This window comes from Hydrogenobacter sp. (assembly GCA_041287335.1).
Lineage (GTDB): Bacteria > Aquificota > Aquificia > Aquificales > Aquificaceae > Hydrogenobacter.
Map to the genome: position 1 here is coordinate 35857 of JBEULM010000020.1, position 16443 is coordinate 52299.

General features: G+C 38.9%; 17 protein-coding genes and 1 tRNA gene. 7 read left to right on the forward strand and 11 right to left on the reverse strand.

Features of this window, described 5'->3' with window-relative positions; all coding sequences use genetic code 11:
- Positions 1-10 precede the first annotated feature (10 nt).
- Together ABWK04_02680 and ABWK04_02685 are read left to right on the forward strand one after the other, a co-directional pair.
- Positions 11-544, forward strand: coding sequence for an NERD domain-containing protein (locus ABWK04_02680; GenBank protein ID MEZ0360793.1), 534 nt, complete (start codon positions 11-13; stop codon positions 542-544).
- Positions 501-932, forward strand: a complete 432-nt coding sequence (locus ABWK04_02685; GenBank protein MEZ0360794.1) for a hypothetical protein — start codon at positions 501-503, stop codon at positions 930-932. Before ABWK04_02680 ends, ABWK04_02685 begins: the two co-directional genes overlap by 44 nt.
- On the opposite strand, the gene ABWK04_02690 is transcribed toward ABWK04_02685, so the two are convergent.
- From ABWK04_02690 to hemB, 3 genes are read right to left on the reverse strand one after another with little or no spacing between them, the layout of a single operon-like run.
- Positions 924-1406 carry a bifunctional nuclease family protein gene (locus ABWK04_02690; protein ID MEZ0360795.1) on the reverse strand — a complete coding sequence of 161 codons (483 nt, stop codon included), beginning with the start codon at positions 1404-1406 and terminating at the stop codon, positions 924-926. The two genes, ABWK04_02685 and ABWK04_02690, sit on opposite strands and share 9 nt — an antisense overlap.
- Position 1407: 1 nt before the next feature.
- Positions 1408-2730: a tRNA (N6-isopentenyl adenosine(37)-C2)-methylthiotransferase MiaB gene (gene miaB / locus ABWK04_02695; GenBank protein ID MEZ0360796.1), complete on the reverse strand. Its 1323-nt coding sequence runs from the start codon at positions 2728-2730 to the stop codon at positions 1408-1410.
- Position 2731: 1 nt separating this feature from the next.
- The gene (hemB, locus tag ABWK04_02700; protein ID MEZ0360797.1) at positions 2732-3715 is read right to left on the reverse strand and encodes a porphobilinogen synthase; all 984 of its coding nucleotides are present in this window, start codon (positions 3713-3715) and stop codon (positions 2732-2734) included.
- Between the two features lie 135 nt (positions 3716-3850).
- Here hemB and ABWK04_02705 point away from each other — a divergent pair, with 135 nt between their 5' ends.
- Genes ABWK04_02705 through ABWK04_02720 form a run of 4 tightly spaced genes read left to right on the forward strand, consistent with a single transcriptional unit; the run spans position 3851 to position 8381 of the window.
- Positions 3851-5209, forward strand: a complete 1359-nt coding sequence (locus ABWK04_02705) for a FlxA-like family protein (protein ID MEZ0360798.1) — start codon at positions 3851-3853, stop codon at positions 5207-5209.
- Positions 5210-5219: 10 nt separating this feature from the next.
- Complete coding sequence (locus tag ABWK04_02710) at positions 5220-6899, forward strand: hypothetical protein (protein ID MEZ0360799.1); 1680 nt, start codon at positions 5220-5222, stop codon at positions 6897-6899.
- Between the two features lie 19 nt (positions 6900-6918).
- On the forward strand, positions 6919-7464 hold the full coding sequence (locus tag ABWK04_02715) for an FMN-binding protein (GenBank protein MEZ0360800.1): 546 nt from the start codon (positions 6919-6921) through the stop codon (positions 7462-7464).
- Positions 7461-8381, forward strand: coding sequence for a hypothetical protein (locus ABWK04_02720; protein ID MEZ0360801.1), 921 nt, complete (start codon positions 7461-7463; stop codon positions 8379-8381). The genes ABWK04_02715 and ABWK04_02720 overlap by 4 nt, the downstream gene beginning before the upstream one ends.
- Here the strand turns inward: ABWK04_02720 and ABWK04_02725 are convergent.
- Genes ABWK04_02725 through ispF form a run of 3 tightly spaced genes read right to left on the reverse strand, consistent with a single transcriptional unit; the run spans position 8311 to position 10904 of the window.
- A complete protein-coding gene (locus tag ABWK04_02725; protein MEZ0360802.1) occupies positions 8311-9705 on the reverse strand; it encodes an MATE family efflux transporter in 1395 nt (464 codons plus the stop codon). The two genes, ABWK04_02720 and ABWK04_02725, sit on opposite strands and share 71 nt — an antisense overlap.
- A complete protein-coding gene (locus ABWK04_02730) occupies positions 9695-10441 on the reverse strand; it encodes a patatin-like phospholipase family protein (GenBank protein MEZ0360803.1) in 747 nt (248 codons plus the stop codon). The genes ABWK04_02725 and ABWK04_02730 overlap by 11 nt, the downstream gene beginning before the upstream one ends.
- Positions 10431-10904, reverse strand: a complete 474-nt coding sequence (gene ispF / locus ABWK04_02735; protein ID MEZ0360804.1) for a 2-C-methyl-D-erythritol 2,4-cyclodiphosphate synthase — start codon at positions 10902-10904, stop codon at positions 10431-10433. The genes ABWK04_02730 and ispF overlap by 11 nt, the downstream gene beginning before the upstream one ends.
- A 276-nt stretch (positions 10905-11180) precedes the next feature.
- Here ispF and ABWK04_02740 point away from each other — a divergent pair, with 276 nt between their 5' ends.
- Positions 11181-11789, forward strand: a complete 609-nt coding sequence (locus tag ABWK04_02740; protein ID MEZ0360805.1) for a hypothetical protein — start codon at positions 11181-11183, stop codon at positions 11787-11789.
- A gap of 204 nt (positions 11790-11993) precedes the next feature.
- On the opposite strand, the gene ABWK04_02745 is transcribed toward ABWK04_02740, so the two are convergent.
- The 5 genes from ABWK04_02745 to ABWK04_02765 all read right to left on the reverse strand — a co-directional run bounded on the left by ABWK04_02745 (position 11994) and on the right by ABWK04_02765 (position 16262).
- Complete coding sequence (locus ABWK04_02745) at positions 11994-12164, reverse strand: RAMP superfamily CRISPR-associated protein (protein ID MEZ0360806.1); 171 nt, start codon at positions 12162-12164, stop codon at positions 11994-11996.
- Positions 12161-13414 carry a TM1812 family CRISPR-associated protein gene (locus ABWK04_02750; protein MEZ0360807.1) on the reverse strand — a complete coding sequence of 418 codons (1254 nt, stop codon included), beginning with the start codon at positions 13412-13414 and terminating at the stop codon, positions 12161-12163. Before ABWK04_02750 ends, ABWK04_02745 begins: the two co-directional genes overlap by 4 nt.
- Before the next feature lie 1077 nt (positions 13415-14491).
- Positions 14492-14563, reverse strand: a tRNA-Val gene (locus ABWK04_02755).
- 67 nt (positions 14564-14630) lie between these two features.
- On the reverse strand, positions 14631-15518 hold the full coding sequence (locus ABWK04_02760) for a DNA adenine methylase (protein MEZ0360808.1): 888 nt from the start codon (positions 15516-15518) through the stop codon (positions 14631-14633).
- Positions 15519-15779: 261 nt separating this feature from the next.
- Entirely contained in the window at positions 15780-16262 is a 483-nt protein-coding gene (locus ABWK04_02765; protein ID MEZ0360809.1) for a hypothetical protein, read from the reverse strand.
- Between the last annotated feature and the right edge of the window lie 181 nt (positions 16263-16443).

Genomic DNA, 16443 nt, shown 5'->3' on the forward strand with positions numbered 1-16443 from the left:
TCTCAGGTGGATGGAGTGGAAATTTAAGCTGTTGGCTGTTTTTGTCGTGCTATTTTTCCCTTTTCCCGTACTCCTTTCCCTTAAGGGTTCCTTTCCATATTGGGTGGGTATGGCGCTTAGCCTACCTTTGCTGTTTGTCTTTCTAAACTATGCAAGAAGGGCAGAAAATTACAAAGCTGGTAGGAAGGTAGAAGAGTATGTTGAAGGGATTTTAAAAACTTGTGTGCCATTTAAAGCCTTACTAAAGAGCGATGTGAAAATAAAATACGGAAACATTGATTTTTTGGTAATGCATGAGGAGAAAGTTCTTATACTTGAAGTAAAGGCAGGAAAATTAAAAGGTGAAAGGTTAAAAAGAACTTACGAACAGGTTCAAAGGCAAATAGAAGAGATAAGAAAACGGTTTCCACAGAAAGAAGTTAGCGCTTTTGTCATAAACACAGGAGAGAAGAGTTTTTATTATAAAGATTTGAAGATAGTATGCATTAAGGAGATGTGTTATGAGATCTTGGGTATATTACATACAACTCAGGGCACACTATAAAGGTGGTGAGATAAAGGAAGAAGGAGCATTATATGTGGTGGCGATTCCCAGCGATGAAAAGCTCAAAAGCGTGGATATGGAGTGCTATGCTAAGGAATACCTGCCCCAAGAGATGGCTCTTAAGCTTGCTCAGGCTTACGCGGTCGGTACGGACATATCCTTAAAGGATCTTTCACACTATGGTCTTGCCACATACAGGGAAGATCTCGATCTTTACGTGTTTCATGAGGGTATCTGCTTTGAAGAAGGACTAATAAAGGTTTATAAGATACTTCTTGATCACTTGGGAAAAATCGGTGAGATAGAATTTGTGGAACCAATCGTAGATATCGGTACTCCTTCAACGGATGTAATGTACAACTGCTTAAATAAGGCTCTATCAGCTTAGACCCTTTTCAAAGTCTTCGGGTTTTATGTTCTCAAGCCATTCTTTGAGTCGTTCCTTCTCTTCATCTTCTTCTGGTTTAGGAACTTTTGATTTTTCAAGTACTTCTTGCTCAACATATATGGGGGCTTCAAACCTCAAAGCAAGGTTTATAGCATCGCTCGGTCTTGAATCCACTATTAGGGTATTTGTCCCGTAGGCTATGTGTATTTCCGCGTAGTAAGTGCTATCACGTAGATCAGTTATCACGATCTTTTCCACTACACCACCCATCTGCTGAATTATGCTTTTTAAAAGTTCGTAAGTCATAGGTCTGGGTGGTTCTACTTTTTGAAGTTCTCTAACTATGCTATCAGCCTCAAAAATGCCTATCCATATAGGGAGTAGTATCTCTTCATTATCTTTTGCTCTAAGTACCACTATAGGCATCTGAGAAACAGGATCTAAAGTTACACCGTGTACCACCATCTCTATCATTTCAGTTACCTCCTTGACTTTCAACCAGCAGATCACATTCCATACTGAAAGGATACGATTTTATAACCTTCACCTTTACAATCTTCCCGAGTAGTTCTTCACTACCATTCATACTTGCCCACCTGTTTGTTCTTGTCCTACCTATTAATTTATTTCCATCTTCAAAGCTTTCAATAAGTACTTCTTGAACAGTACCTTCGTAGGATTTTGCTATATCCGCGAGTATGGTTTTTTGAAGCTCCAAAAGTCTGGTCATTCTCTCCGTCTTTATGTCATCAGGCACTTGACCTTCCATAGAGTAAGCTGGTGTATCCGGTCTTGGCGAGTATTTAAAGGAAAATACTTGTTCAAACCTTACCTTTTTTAGGACATCAAGCGTTTCCTCAAAGTCCTCCTCTGTTTCTGTGGGAAAGCCCACTATAACGTCTGTTGAGAAAGTTATGCCTTTCACATATTCCTTAAGCATCCGTATTTTCTCAAGGTAATCTTCCTTTGTGTATCCTCTGTCCATGAGTTTTAGTATCCTGTTTGAACCTGCTTGTACTGGAAGGTGTATATGCTGACATACCTTATCTATTTCAGAGATGGCTTTTACTATCTTCTCATCAAGGTCTTTGGGATGTCCTGTAGTGAATCTTATTCTCTTTACACCTTCAATTTGCGCAACTTCATATAAAAGTTCCGAAAAGTGCCTGCCTATATCCTGACCCCATGCGGTAACGTTTTGTCCCAAAAGATGGATCTCCTTCACACCATCTTCCACGAGCCGTTTTACCTCCCTGATTATGCTCTCCATACTTCTTGATCTTTGCCTTCCCCTCGTTTTGGGAACCACACAATAGGTACAATTTTTGTCACAGCCTTTCGTTACAGTTACATACGCGCAGTAAGGATTTTCTCTAACTGTAGGATAGTTCCAGAGCTTCTCTTCATCTTCTGGGGGATTTTCAAGTATGGCGATCGCTTTGTATCCTGCCTGCGCTTGTTGTATAAGTTCAGGCAATTGATGTATGTTAAAACTTGAAAACATTATATCCACTACCTGTGCCTTCTGAACAAGCTCAAAACCCATCCTCTGAGCGAGACATCCGCAAACGCCTATGATAGCTTTAGGATTTTCTTCCTTTACCTTTTTGTACTCACCCAAATGGGAAAATACCTTTTGGTCAGGTTTCTCCCTTATAGTACACGTGTTTATAAGGATTATATCGGCTTCTTTCCAGTTTTGGACTTCCTCATACCCAAGAGTCTGTAAAATACCCTTTATTCTCTCGCTATCGTTGAAATTCATCTGACAGCCAAAGGTCTTTATATAGTACTTCATGTCATATACCACCTCTATTTATCAACTCTGCCACATCCTTTGCAAAGTAAGTTATTATCATATCTGCACCAGCGCGCTTTATAGATGTTAATACTTCCCACATGACCTTTTTTTCGTCTATCCACCCAAGCCTTCCGGCGGCTTTTATCATAGAGTACTCACCGCTTACGTTGTATGCACATACAGGAAGTAAAGTAGCTTCCCTTACACGGTATATTATGTCCAAATAAGAGAGAGCAGGCTTTACCATGACTATGTCTGCACCTTCCTCAACATCCAAAAGTATCTCTTTCAATGCTTCCCTTGCATTTGCAGGATCCATCTGGTAAGTTCTTCTATCTCCAAAAGCGGGTGTAGATTCGGCTGCTTCCCTAAAGGGTCCATAAAAAGCTGACGCAAATTTGGCAGAATACGCCATTATAGGTGTATGGTAAAAGCCAGACTCGTCCAAAGCCTCCCTTATCGCCCTTACCATTCCATCCATCATACCCGAGGGAGCGACCATATCAGCACCATTTTTTACGTGGGATACAACCTGCTTTTTAAGGTTTTCAAGAGTCATATCGTTTTCCACATCACCGTCTTTTACCACCCCACAATGCCCATGTGTGGTGTACTCACAAAAGCACACATCCGTGATTACATAAATGTCCGGAACAGCCTCTTTAATAAGCCTCAAGGCTTTCTGTATTATCCCTTCGTCATTCCACGTATCAGACCCTACCTCATCTTTATGTTCGGGAATACCAAAAAGTATGATAGCAGGTATACCAAGATCCCTTATTTTCCTTACCTCATCAACCACTTTATCAAGGCTGTATCTAAACACGCCGGGCATGGAAGGTATTTCTTCAATAACACCCTCTCCATAACGAACAAATACAGGACATATCAGATCCTCATGACTTAAGCTGGTTTCTCTTACCAAACGTCTTATACCTTCTTTCCTTCTTAATCTACGTGCCCTTAGCTTTGGAAACTTCATAATAAAAATTATAAGCCTTTATAGCAGGTATAGATCTTTACCCCTTTTTGTATGATATGTATCATATTGACACTTAATCTCAATTCCTGTAAACTTTTAGACACTAAATCTCAATATTTTTTAGGAGGTAGAGAGATGAAAAGGGTTCTTCTTCTTTCCGCGCTATTTTCCACTACGGTTTTTGCTCAATCTACGGAAGATCGGATAAAGCAATTAGAGGATCAGATCAAAGCGCTTCAAGAGGAGGTACAAAAACTCAAAGAGGATCAGAAAAAAAGTGAGGAAACAAAACAGGAAACAGAAGTACTGAAAGAAGAAATAAGGAAGTTGCGCCTTGAGATAGCTATTCCTCAACTTGAAATCAAATCTTATTCTGGACTTGGACCTGCCGCCTCAAAAGCCCTTTTAAATCCCAAGGGCGTATCCATAGGAGGTTATGGTGAGATACATTTTCTTCACAACTCAGACAAAAAGCCTAAAAACAGTGTAGATGCCAAAAGGCTCGTACTTTACTTTGGATATGCCTTTAACGAAAAGCTAAAGTTTAATTCAGAGATTGAGTGGGAGCATGCCTTTGTAGAAGGCAAAGAGGAAAGCGGAGAAACAGCTGTTGAATTTGCCTTTATAGACTACAACTTTAACGAAAAGTTTGGTATAAGGGGTGGTCTCCTTCTTGTTCCTGTAGGCATAATAAACGAATATCACGAGCCTCCAACTTTTCCGAGCGTGGATAGACCTTATTTAGAGAGGGTAATAATTCCTACCACTTGGAGGGAGCTGGGTTTTGGAGCTTATGGAAGGCTGGGAGCCTTAGAATACAGAGCTTATATCACAAACGGTCTTAAGCCTAATGAAGAGGCTGGTGAAAAGGTTGAAAAGGGCGAGCTACTTCAAGGCTTTAAGCAGAAGGGCTTTAAGGCTTCGGCTGACCAAATAGCCTTTACGGGCAGGTTAGATTACAGTCTTCCTCTAAACGCAAAGGTGGGTGCCAGCACCTTTACAGGTGGTATTCAGGACGAAGAGGGCAACAGGCTTGGGAGCATAAGCCTTTTTTCTCCGCACCTTTGGTGGCAGTATGAAGGATGGGATGTAAGGTTTGTAGGAGCTTATGGAAGTGTCTCGGACGCTCAGAAGGTTTCAAAAGCCATAAGCACAAACCCTGCCTGCACACTCCTGGGAGACACAAGTCAATGCACTACCTTTCCAAAAAGGTTTTATGGCTTTTATACACAAGTGGCTTACGACATTTTGAGGTTCTTTAAAGTGTCCGACCAACAGCTCTACCTTTTTGGCATATATGAAAACTACAACACGCACGCCAGTGTCCCTCAAGGTTTTGAAAAACCTCAAGGAAGTAAGGTACAGGTCTTTAACTTTGGTCTCTCTTACAAGCCCCATCCCCTTGTAGCCCTAAAGGCAGACTATGTAAGATATGCACCAAAGGATGCCAAAAAGCAAAACATATACAGACTTGCCCTTGGATGGATGTTTTAGGAGGCAAAGCATGAAAAAGTACCTGTTAATGAGCGCTCTGTTTTTGTATGCGTGCGGTGGTGGAGACACTTCAAGCAAAGGTGAGAGCAATATGATAAGCACTTCAAACTTTGCCAATCCAGAGCCTAACATACCCTTAGAGTGTTATACAGACACAGGCATAGTGAGGTATGGAAAGGCTATAGCCAACCCCTGTTATGTGTGCCACACGCAAGCAAATACACCCTACGTTAACGAAGTGAATGACTTTGACCTTACCTTTAACTACTCCTTTCCTGAAAGCATACTAAGGCTTGGAAACCCATGGCTCAACGCTATAAGACCAGATATTACTTTAAAGGAAGTACCCCCTCCCGCAGACCAAGAAATACAGGCATGGATAAGGCAGGACAACTGGACGCCCGCCTACCTCCAAAGAGGCAAGGGAGACCTAAAGTACTTTCCAGATGTACCACCCCTTTATATGTATTCAGAGGGTAGCTATCAGATAAACCCTCAAGTAGTTGACCAAGAAGGCTTTATACATGACCCTCAGACAGGCGAGCATACAGGCTGGAGGGTCTTCAAATGGAAGCCCTTCCCAGGCTTTTTCCCCACCAACGGCAGGATAGATTCTACCCTTATAAGACTGCCTGAAGAGTTTAGAAAAAGAAAAGAAAACTTTGACATAAACACTTACAAGAGGAACCTTGCCATAGTGGAGTGTGCGGTAAAAGGCGTGCAGGTAGGTGATATATGCAAAGGAACAGATGTGGGTGACTTTACCATGCCTGCCTATTACGAAGGCGATGCAAAGGATGTGCCTGTGGTGGCCTATCAGTATCCTCCCGGCACCGAGTTTGCCCATCCCCTTTACTACCTTGACCCGCAAAACACAATCTCCTTTAAGGCTCTCCGTATAAAAGAGATGAGGTACATGAAAAAGATAACCTACGCAGATGTATCAAAGGGTGAAGATGAAGAGGAGGAAGAAGAAAAGTTTTACTGGGATAAGGGAGTGGTTTTTAATCTGAGTAAAAACTGGCTCATGGCTGGGTTTATAGAGGATAAGGAAGGAAACCTAAGACCGCAGAGTGCGGAGGAGATGAAGTTCTGCACTTCTTGCCATGGTGGTATAGCTGGCACGGTGGATGCTACCTTTACCTACTGGCGCAAAGTGCCAGGCTCTGGCGGATGGATGGAGCAAGATTACAACCTGAGCGTGAAAAACATAAAGGACTGGAACTATGCGAGCTATGAAGGAAACGTAGGAGAAGCCTTGAAAAAGCTTATAGAGTTTGTAAAAGGAGAGTATCAACTCTACTTTTCTATGACAAACGGTGGAGACCACTTTAGAAGCAACCAAGAAATACTTTTAAAAATTAGCAAAGACCCCAGTAAAATATCCTTTATATTGTCTCCTGAAGACAACATAATTACCAACCCAAGCCTGATTAACTACCTTGATGAGCAAGGCTATATAAAGCCAGAGCTTTTTCTACCATCTTCCGAAAGGGCTTATGGCATAGACAAGCAGTATTTTAGAATTGTTAAGGCTCAAGCCTTTAGGTTTGGAAGGGATGTGTTTGATAGACCTTTCGGTGTATCCTTTGGAGGAAACTCCCTTGAAAGACTTTCGGAGCTTAAAGAGACGGGGATAAAGGAGTCAAGCATATGGGCGATTATAAAAACAATTCTGTTTATGAGGTAAGTATTAAAATATGTTAAGCATGTGCAGATGGTGTCTTTTCATGAGCATGATCTTTTGCTTTATTTGTTTTGCTACGGATGGTACTGCGAGAGATTTTAAAACTCCAGAACAAGCTTTAAAGGATGCCTTCCCCGGCGCTAAGATTGAAGTGAAAAACCTAATTCTATCAAAGGACCAGTTGGAAAAGATAGAGAGACTCTCTGGTATGAAACTTGGAACGAGGCTCATCTCTTGGTATATAGCCAAAAAGGGAAACAACGTGATCGGATATGCATACATAGACAGCCATACAGTTAGAACTCACCCAGAAGTGGTACTTTACACAATAACACCTGATGGAAAAATAGATCTGATAGAGGTCCTCTCCTTTAACGAACCTTTAGAGTATATGCCCGACGAAAATTGGCTAAGGCTTTTCAGAGGTAAGGAGTTAACACCAGAAAGCCTTAGATTGAGGAAAGATATTCCAAACATGACAGGAGCCACCCTCACATCAAGAGCCATAACGGACAACACAAGAAAGGTCCTTGCTATGTGGAAGGTTATATTTGGAGGTGAAAGATGAGATTTTTTATATCTGCTAATATAAAAGAGAACAGACCTCTTTACTATTTGGTACTTACCTTTCTTGTCCTATTGCTCATTTACTGGCTCAGTTCCTGGTTCTTTTTTTATAATAAGTATGGCTTTACTTACTCATCAATCTTCAGGTACTTTTTTGGAGATCCCAATTTTCCTGAAAAGATCTCTCTTGCACAGCTTTTTGAGGATATGCATGTGGAAATATTCTTAAAAGCCTTTTATCTTTTGGTGCTTTTTTCACTTTTTTTACTCTCCTCATTTCCAGAAAAATTGAAGATAACTTTTATAGCTATAAGTACCCTTTCTGCGGTAACTTTTATACTTTCTGACATCTTTGTATTGTATTTTTCACCACTCTTTATATATATAAAGCTGATTTCTTTCTTTTTGTTTCAAGCTTTTAGCGGGATGGTTATTTTGCTGACACTCTTTTTTCTTATCTTTATGGGTGATAACAAGCCAACAGGTATGTCAAATATCAAGTTTATAATTTTTGTATTCTCTTTCTTTTTGTTACTCTTTACCATTGTAAATTTTCCACTTTTTTTCTCAAAAATGGGTTTTACACCTGAAAGTATAAAAAGTTACTATCTGGGGAATCCTTCCACCTTTTCAAAGCCTAAGACACTTGATGGTATGTTTAAGATTTTTTATCCTCACATACTTTCTATGGCTGTTTACTCTTTGGCTGTTGCTCACCTACTTCTTTTCACAAGTTCTAAGGGAAGGATTTTGATCGGCAGTTCCCTCTTTTTATTGTCTTTTCTTGATAACATATCCGGTTTTTTCGTTAGGTTTGTGTTTCCACAAATAGCAGTTATCAAAGTGATCATTTTTTTATTCCTTCAGGTTGTACTTTTATACACCTCCCTCCTTTTGTTCTTGAACTCAAAAACTTAGCTATCTCCCTTTTGTATGCCCAATAAAAAATGATGGCACGCATACTCATTTCAAAGCTCATAAATATCCAGGGAACTAAGGGTGTGTGAAATTGCCTAAGGAGCAAATAAGACGGTATGATCCTGAAAAGCCAGAAAGATATGAGGTTGACGCCGAGGGGTATGTAAGTTTTCCCCATGCCCTTTAAGGCACCTGAATATATGCTCGCGTAAGCCATCTGAGGTTGTGATAGAGCTACTATCACCAGATAATAAACCGCATACCTTGTAACTTGACTGTCTCTTGTAAAGATCAGGGAAAAGTAGTGAGGGAATAAAAGCAGAAGAAGACCCATAAAACCCATTGTGAGAGCTGTTACATGTGCGGTTATTCTTACGCCATAATCAAGACCCGCATAATTTTTAGCCCCCCAATTTTGACCCGATAGAGTGGTGGATGCTGTCATGAATCCAAAACCTATCATAAAGGAGGCGCTCTCAACCCTTAGTCCTATTTGGTGAGCAGCAAGCACCTTATCACCAAAGCTCGCGAGAAAGCCTACAAATATGTTAAAAGATAAGCTGGAAAAAGCTCTTTCAAGAGCTGTAGGGGTACCCACACGTAAGATCTTTATAAGAACATCTTTGCTAAAGGACAAACATATAGGAAAGGGCTTCCTTCCTCTGATGTAAAGGTAAATGTAAACTGCAAGCCCAACAAGTTCGGAAAGGGCGATTCCCCATCCTGCTCCCTTAGTTTCAAGTCTGGGAAATCCTAAGTTTCCGTATATGAGAAGGTAAGCGCTTGATATATTAACGAAATTCATAATAAGTGCCACCTTAAAAGGTGTCTTGGTGTCTCCATAGCCATTGTATGCCGCATAAAGGGTATTTGTGATAAAACCCACAATTATGAAAGTGAAAATAGGGTCAAGATACTCTTTTGCTAAGGCTGTGACGCCTTTTGACGCACCAAACTCACCCATCAGGAAAGTTACGAGATTTGTACCAGTAAAAGTAAGGGGTAAGGCTGTAAGGATTGATAAGATCAAACCCCAGAGTAAAGCAGGGGAGGGATCTTTTTTTGCACCTGTCATTTGAGCTACCAAAACGGAGGTACCAGTGTAGGAAAGAGCCATTAAGGAGTAAATAAACCACAACATGCTCGCGGAGTAACCAACAGCGGCAACGGCAGTTGCGGAAAGACCAGAAACGAGTATTATGGAAAAGGCACTCTCTATGGTGTAAAGTAGGTTTGAGAGTATTATAGGGAAAGCGAGCTTTGTAACTTTTTTTGCAACGGATCGCCAGCTCTCATCGTGATCAATAAGTAGCCTATTTGACATATGCGCTCATCACCTCTAAAGTTTTTTTGTAACCGAGTGTGTATATCTCTTGCGCCCTCCAAAAATCTATGACGGAGTAGTTCTGAAGTTCTGGCTGTATAATTACATGGCATAGTTCTTTCCTTTTTTCTACATTTGATCTCACAGCGAGTAGAAAACTCCTCGCTATTATGTGAAATATGCTCCTTACCTTTTCTAAAGTATTGGTAGGGTTAACGTCCGCGCCTATCAATATACCTTCTTTCTCCAAAAGAGGTTCTACAGGTAAGTTGTTGGTAACACCACCATCAATTAATATGTAATCTTCATACTTGATGGGTTCAAAAATACCCGGAAGCGCACAGCTTCCCAGAAGTATAGGATAGAGTGGTCCTTCATTAAAGTGAAAGCTCCTACCGCTTTTTATGTCCAGCACACCTATGTAAAGTTCTCTTTTAAGGTTCTCTATACGTTCCACCTCCAAATACTTTCTCAAGAACTTTTCCGCTTTGCTCAAACTGAAAAATCCGTATCTTGGCACCTTTGGGCGTATAACCTTTATCCAGTCGGTCGCTTTTACTATCCTGAGCATCTCTTCAGGAGTGTAGCCTGCACAATAGAAAGCACCTACGAGCGCTCCAGCACTCACCCCGCTTATAGCTTCAATTTGAAATCCCATATCCCCAAGAGCCTTGATTACCCCTATATGAGCTATACCTCTTGAAGCACCACCGGAAAGGACAAGATTAACTTTCATGACCTAAAAGGATAACACAGTAACATACAGCACCCTTATCTTTACAAAAACCTTCCCTTCTCTTTCCTTTTATAGATATGGCTGTCTTGTCTACATGCATTATCCTGGAGAGGTTATCTACTATAATGTTTTTGTAGGGAGATATTTTGGGATCGTCCATAACAAGCACACAGTCAAGATTTATTATACTAAACCCCTTGTTTCTCATTCTTCTAAGAGCTTCCTTTAAGAACACTTCAGATGAAGCGTTTTTCCATCTCTCATCTCTATCAGGAAAAAGCTCACCGATGTCCGGTTCACCAATAGCGCTCAAAAGGGCATCAGTTATAGCATGAAGTAAAATATCACCGTCTGAATGCCCCTTAAAACCCGCTGTATGCTCTATCAACACACCACCAAGATAAAGTGGCTTACCTTCTTCAAATTCATGCGAATCAAAACCCAAGCCTATCCTCAAAAACATGATGATACACCATAACAAAACACTTGACCTTTCACTCCAAAATCGTAGATGCTGTAGCTTAACTCCTCACAATTTACAATAGTTCCTTCATACTTCAATTGGACTATTTTACCACACACAGAAAACACTTTCACAGATACAAATTCCTGTGATATACGTCAGGTGAGAAATTGGCTCGTATATAGCAAGACTCATTAAAGGGATCAATAAGGAGCTTGTAAAAAAATTCCCATCTGGCATTTTCCCTCGATAATATCAGGTATAATTTCGTATGAAATGGAGGAAAAGCAAGATAAAGAAAGCATTATGACAGTAGAGTTTATTGGCTATATTAAAAAGGGTCTATCTTATAAGTTCATAAATAGGATAGAAATTCCTGCAGTAGATTTTCATCCCTTAGGCATACAAAAAGCTCCAACGAGGTTTTTAGTCAAGGTAAATGGTTATAACGTAGCGGTGTGTTTATGGGTATCTCCAAAAAGGACAAGAAGCTACCCTTATGCAAGGGTGTATGATATACTCACTCAAGAAGCTTCTAAGAAAGTTAGCATTATACCTATAGTGAAGGATGAGGGTATAGAAGGAGATAGAGACCTGGCGGTAGAACATGAAGTTGTATATGAGAGACTCAGGCTTGCAAAAGTCTGGCTTATGCCTTCAGAAAGATACGAAGTCTTGCCAGAAGATATTGCGAAGGTTTCAAGAAGCCATGAATGTATCCTATGTAGTATACGCGACTCTGTGTGTCCTGTGTTTCAAACAGGCTCTTCCTTTGGTGGTTCCCTTGTGCTTACTAGGCTTTACAAAAAACTTCATGATCCAAGAAATGCAAAGGAGGAGCAAGGTTGGTACAATAAACACACTCTAATGGCAGGGATGGTATAGGATGGCTGGTAGGGAAGATTTTGTATTTTCTTCTATTCTCATTTTTCTGAAAATTAGTATGTTCTCGTATCCAAGGTATGATATTACAGGCTTGATTTCTATTTTATCTAATCTAAGTTGTTCTTTATCAATAGGCCTACCAGCAGGATTTTTAATTTTAAACCAGAATATAGAAGAGATTTCTTGATTGCCAAACAGCTTGCTCTACTCTTCGTATATACTATCTGTGCTATTTATTTTAGCCTGTAGCATTTTACAATACCACCATCTCAAAAGTCCTATAAAGCTTGCAGGTCTAAGCTCTGCATTTTTCGGGTTCGCTCTCCCTATGAAGGCTGGTGTTATGAATTCAAGCTCAAAGGTTAGCTTTTTCATAGCCTGCCCTTTATTTTTTCTGACAAATCTATGAGTATTTTGCATATTTCTTGGCTTAAACCTTTTTCTTTCAAGTTGGTAAGGTCCTGAATTATATTATTTATTCTTTCCTCTATATCTTTAACCATACTATTAGCTTTGTCGTCTTCCACTGAAGTAAAAGCATGGGATGCTGCGTTTCTTAAATGACTAATATTAGAAGCTATATCTCTTATCATTTTTACGATTTCTTTTATGCTTTTATCTTCAATATTATCATCTTTAATATCCTGCAAAGCACCCAGCAGTGAATCCAACTTTTTCCTATCTGATTCTTTAATACCACAAGATTGCGCTAAATAACTTATAAAACCTTCCCTAAGCACCTCTAATGCTTGGCTGAACCTTTTGGTTTTCATATAAAGAGAAGCAAAACTTGTGTAATCTTCAAGATTTTCAAATTTATAACCTTTAAGAGTGTAATACTCGCTCTTTTTAAACTTGTCAAAAAGCAAACTTACCGCATACATTCTTGGGTCCTTTTCAAATGTGCTTTTGATGTTTTGCCTCTGCAGAATGTCTTCTATGTCCGATATTTTTTTAGGATACACCCTTAGAGCATTTGTAAAATACGCATTACTCAAAGTTTTTAATACTTTACTCAACGCCTTTATCCCAGAATAATCTTTTTGTTTATCTTTCTCTAAACCACTTAAGTACTTCTCCAAGTATTCACTTAGAGAATATACATCTCCATAATCTAAAAAAGTCTTAAAGGAATATATAAGGTTGTCAAGATCAAGCATGGGTTTTAGGTCTACTACTTGCGCTTCTTGACTGCCTCTTTCATACATACCGTAGAAAATACCCTTAATTTCTGCATTTTCGATAATGTTAATAAGTCTTATCACGGTAAATATGAATAAAGAAATGCTTCTAAAACCATGAGTTATATCAAAATAAACTTCACTTTCCCTAACTTCTTGTATAATTTCCTGCATAACTTCTTTAAATCCTTCCCACAGTTCCTCTTCGTTTTTTCCATAAGGAATCAATACCTTTTTGTATTTCTGGGGAAAGTATTTATCTGGATATTCTTCCCATTTTGATTCTTGTGTGCCTATTATGATTATGCTATCGGGTTTTACCACTTCTTTACATAGGAAGTATGACACATAATTCGTTTTCATAGACTTCTTTCCGAGGATATAGGAGGTCTCACTGTAAGGTCCTGTTCCGAGGAGGGATATAAAAACCTTTTTTCTCTTCATTACAAATCCCCCATATTTTAATCATCAAAAGGAAACTGCTTTTCATTTTTCCCTCCGTTACGGGATATTATATCAAACATAAATCCTCTTTCAACTTCACACGGTAGATTAGCAACTTTTATTACAAATTACAATTTATAATATACCACAGTTTTTTAGTCATCATCCTTATATCCTGAAGGATCAATCATAAGAGCTTTACCTTCTCCACGCCAGCCAGCAGATATATACGCCAGCTTCCTAACTCAAAAGGCTTATATAAAACGCTGTAGGTTGCAATGAGTCGCTTAGCCCGGGGAAGGGTGGTATATAACCGCCTGGTTATTGCTTAATAATTTATTCATTTCCCTGAGCCATTCGCCGAGTTTGTTCCGTGTCCACAGTTCAGCTCTTACCTGTAATTATACCTTCACAGGTTTTTCTGAGGAATTCCCCAGAAAAGTGGATAAGAGGTCAAGGACACAAGGACAGCTTGACACAGGATTATAAGTGGGTATTTATTTTTACAAATTTTGAAACACTTCAAAAATTGGTAAAATGCGATGAAATACTGGTCGCAAATAATTTTTCAGTCAGGAAAAAAGAACAACAGAAGCCTCTATTATTTTTGTTTTGAATGTGGTGGACTTTTTAAGGCTTTACGAAGATAGACATGGTTAACCTCTAAAATTTGAGTATGATTAACTAAACTTTCTAACTTTCTGGGTATATATAGGTAGAAAGTTAGAAAGATTAGAAATCTTTGAGAGTCAAGCACTTGGCTATGATATAGTTCCAAACTTTCCGATTTCTGACCAGAAAGTTAAAAAATCTAAAAAACTTATCCAAGCCTTGACTGACAGAGCTTTCCTGCCATTTCCTTTAACGTGTTAAATTAAACCCCCTTTAAACCTTTGATAGACAAGGCTTAGAGATATTGAAAAAAAAGATTGAAAATCTGATGTAATTTTGTGGGTCATAGTGGGTCATAATGGGCTATTCAAGTTATTGACTGACAAGGCTTTGGAAATTTTCCATTGAAAGACAAGGTTTTTGAAAGGGGCTATTTTCAAGGCTTTGAAAGGCAAGGGTTTAAAATGGGCGATGGAGGACTTGAACCTCCGACCTCCATCGTGTGAGGATGGCGCTCTACCTCTGAGCTAATCGCCCTTACTGATAAGGTAAATTATACAACTTTCTAAAAGAATTCAAGCCTATTTTGTAAATTTTTAAAGTTTTATGCCCAAGAGGTATAGATAACTACTTTTTGAAACATACTGGGTTGCTTTTGTAAATTCTCTAAATAACTCTCTAAAGGATAATTTGCTATCAAAAGCTCATCTCCTTCTCTTAGGTAATTTTTTCCATAGTTTGCCATACCGTATTTGAGTTTCCACCCTACAATGTAAAAATCTATATAAAGTTCTTTTATCTCCTTAGAATTATCATATGTTATAAGTATTTTATGCTTGCACTTAAGTACCTCTTCTTTCAGTCTATAGTGGTCAAATTCTGTGTGTAGGGTTCCTTTATTTCCATAAAGTTTTGAGCCTCTTGAAGAATAATAGGGTGGATCAAGAAATATAACCACGTTTTCTCCTTCTTCTCTTAGTAATTGACTATAATCCCCATGATATACCTCTATTCTCTGAAGGATTTTGCTTACGCTATAGAGTTTTTCGATACTTTTTGATGTAAATCTCTTCCTAAAGGCTTCTTCCGAGTAGCCTCCGCTGTCTGTAGTTCCAGAAAAGGTTATCCTATTCAGCACAAAGAAATCTACTGCTCTTTGTAGCGTGTCGTTAGAAAGGTAAGGTCTTCTTTGAAGGATCTCCTCGTATAGCTTCCTTCCATCTTTATAGCTTTGCCAAAGACTTAAGATTTCTTTTATCAATTTTTCTGGTCTCTCCTTTAACTCTTTCCAAAAGCAATAAAGGTCAAAATTTTTATCGCCAATTATGTATTTTACAAAAGGTTTTACCTGAGCCCAGTAAAGGGTTATACTGGCACCACCACACATAGGCTCCCTTAACTCCTTAAAATCCACAGGGAAAAAGTTTTTTAAAAAATTTACCGCCTTTGATTTTCCACCAGGATACCTAAGGGGAGAGGTCACTAATCCCATAATAAACCACCTCAAAGCCATTGTACTTGGCTTCTTTTAAAAGGCATAATAAAAACTCCTTTTTTGCCTGTTTTTTAGGGATTTAAGGATATTGTCTAAATTATCATAATTACCTTCTGGGCTTGTTAATTTTAACCCCACTTTGAAATCAATACGCCTACCTTCATAATATAACTCATCTATGCTTTTGAGCAGTAAAATTTTTACTAGACCATCCTTAATGTCATCAACGCCGGGTAGTAAAGAGCTTTTACTATGCTTTCATTCGTAGAGATAAACAACCCCATCCTTTTCTTTATGTTCATCCACAGTTAGATGATATACACCACCTAAGTAGTTGTATATATCTATCTTTGTTTTCAATTCGGTATTTACTAGTTCCTTAGGTTGCCTTGTTTTTGTTTCTCTTCTTTGAGCTTGTTTTGACTTTAATCTTGAACTAACTTTAAACGCCTCTATATCTTTACTAATTAGTTCCTTAAACCTGTCTAATCCAGCAAAACTGTGTAGCTTTATACCTAACTTAGAGCTTAGCTTTGAATAATAGAATTTAACCTTATCAATAAGCTTCACCAAATTTTCTTGTTCTAATTCCTTTAAATTCCAATGAAGGGCTGTATTGTGATAACAGGAAAGCTCTATAAGTTTCCTCTTTATGTAAGCCCAATCAAATCTTTGATCTGTCAGCTTGTTGCCTCTCCTTTCCGCATAGCAGTAATACGCAGGCATTACATACACATTCAACAGACTAAGTAAAGAAACAGTATCCCATTGAAGAAAGCCTTAAAGACTGGTTCTGCTTTTTATTGACAAATTTACTCAAGCATACTATGTTATCTTCCATAAAGCTCTCAGATTATGCCAAAAAGGAGCTTATCAAAAATGCATAGAGCCATTCAGGTCTCATGCCCTCTGACAAAAAGAA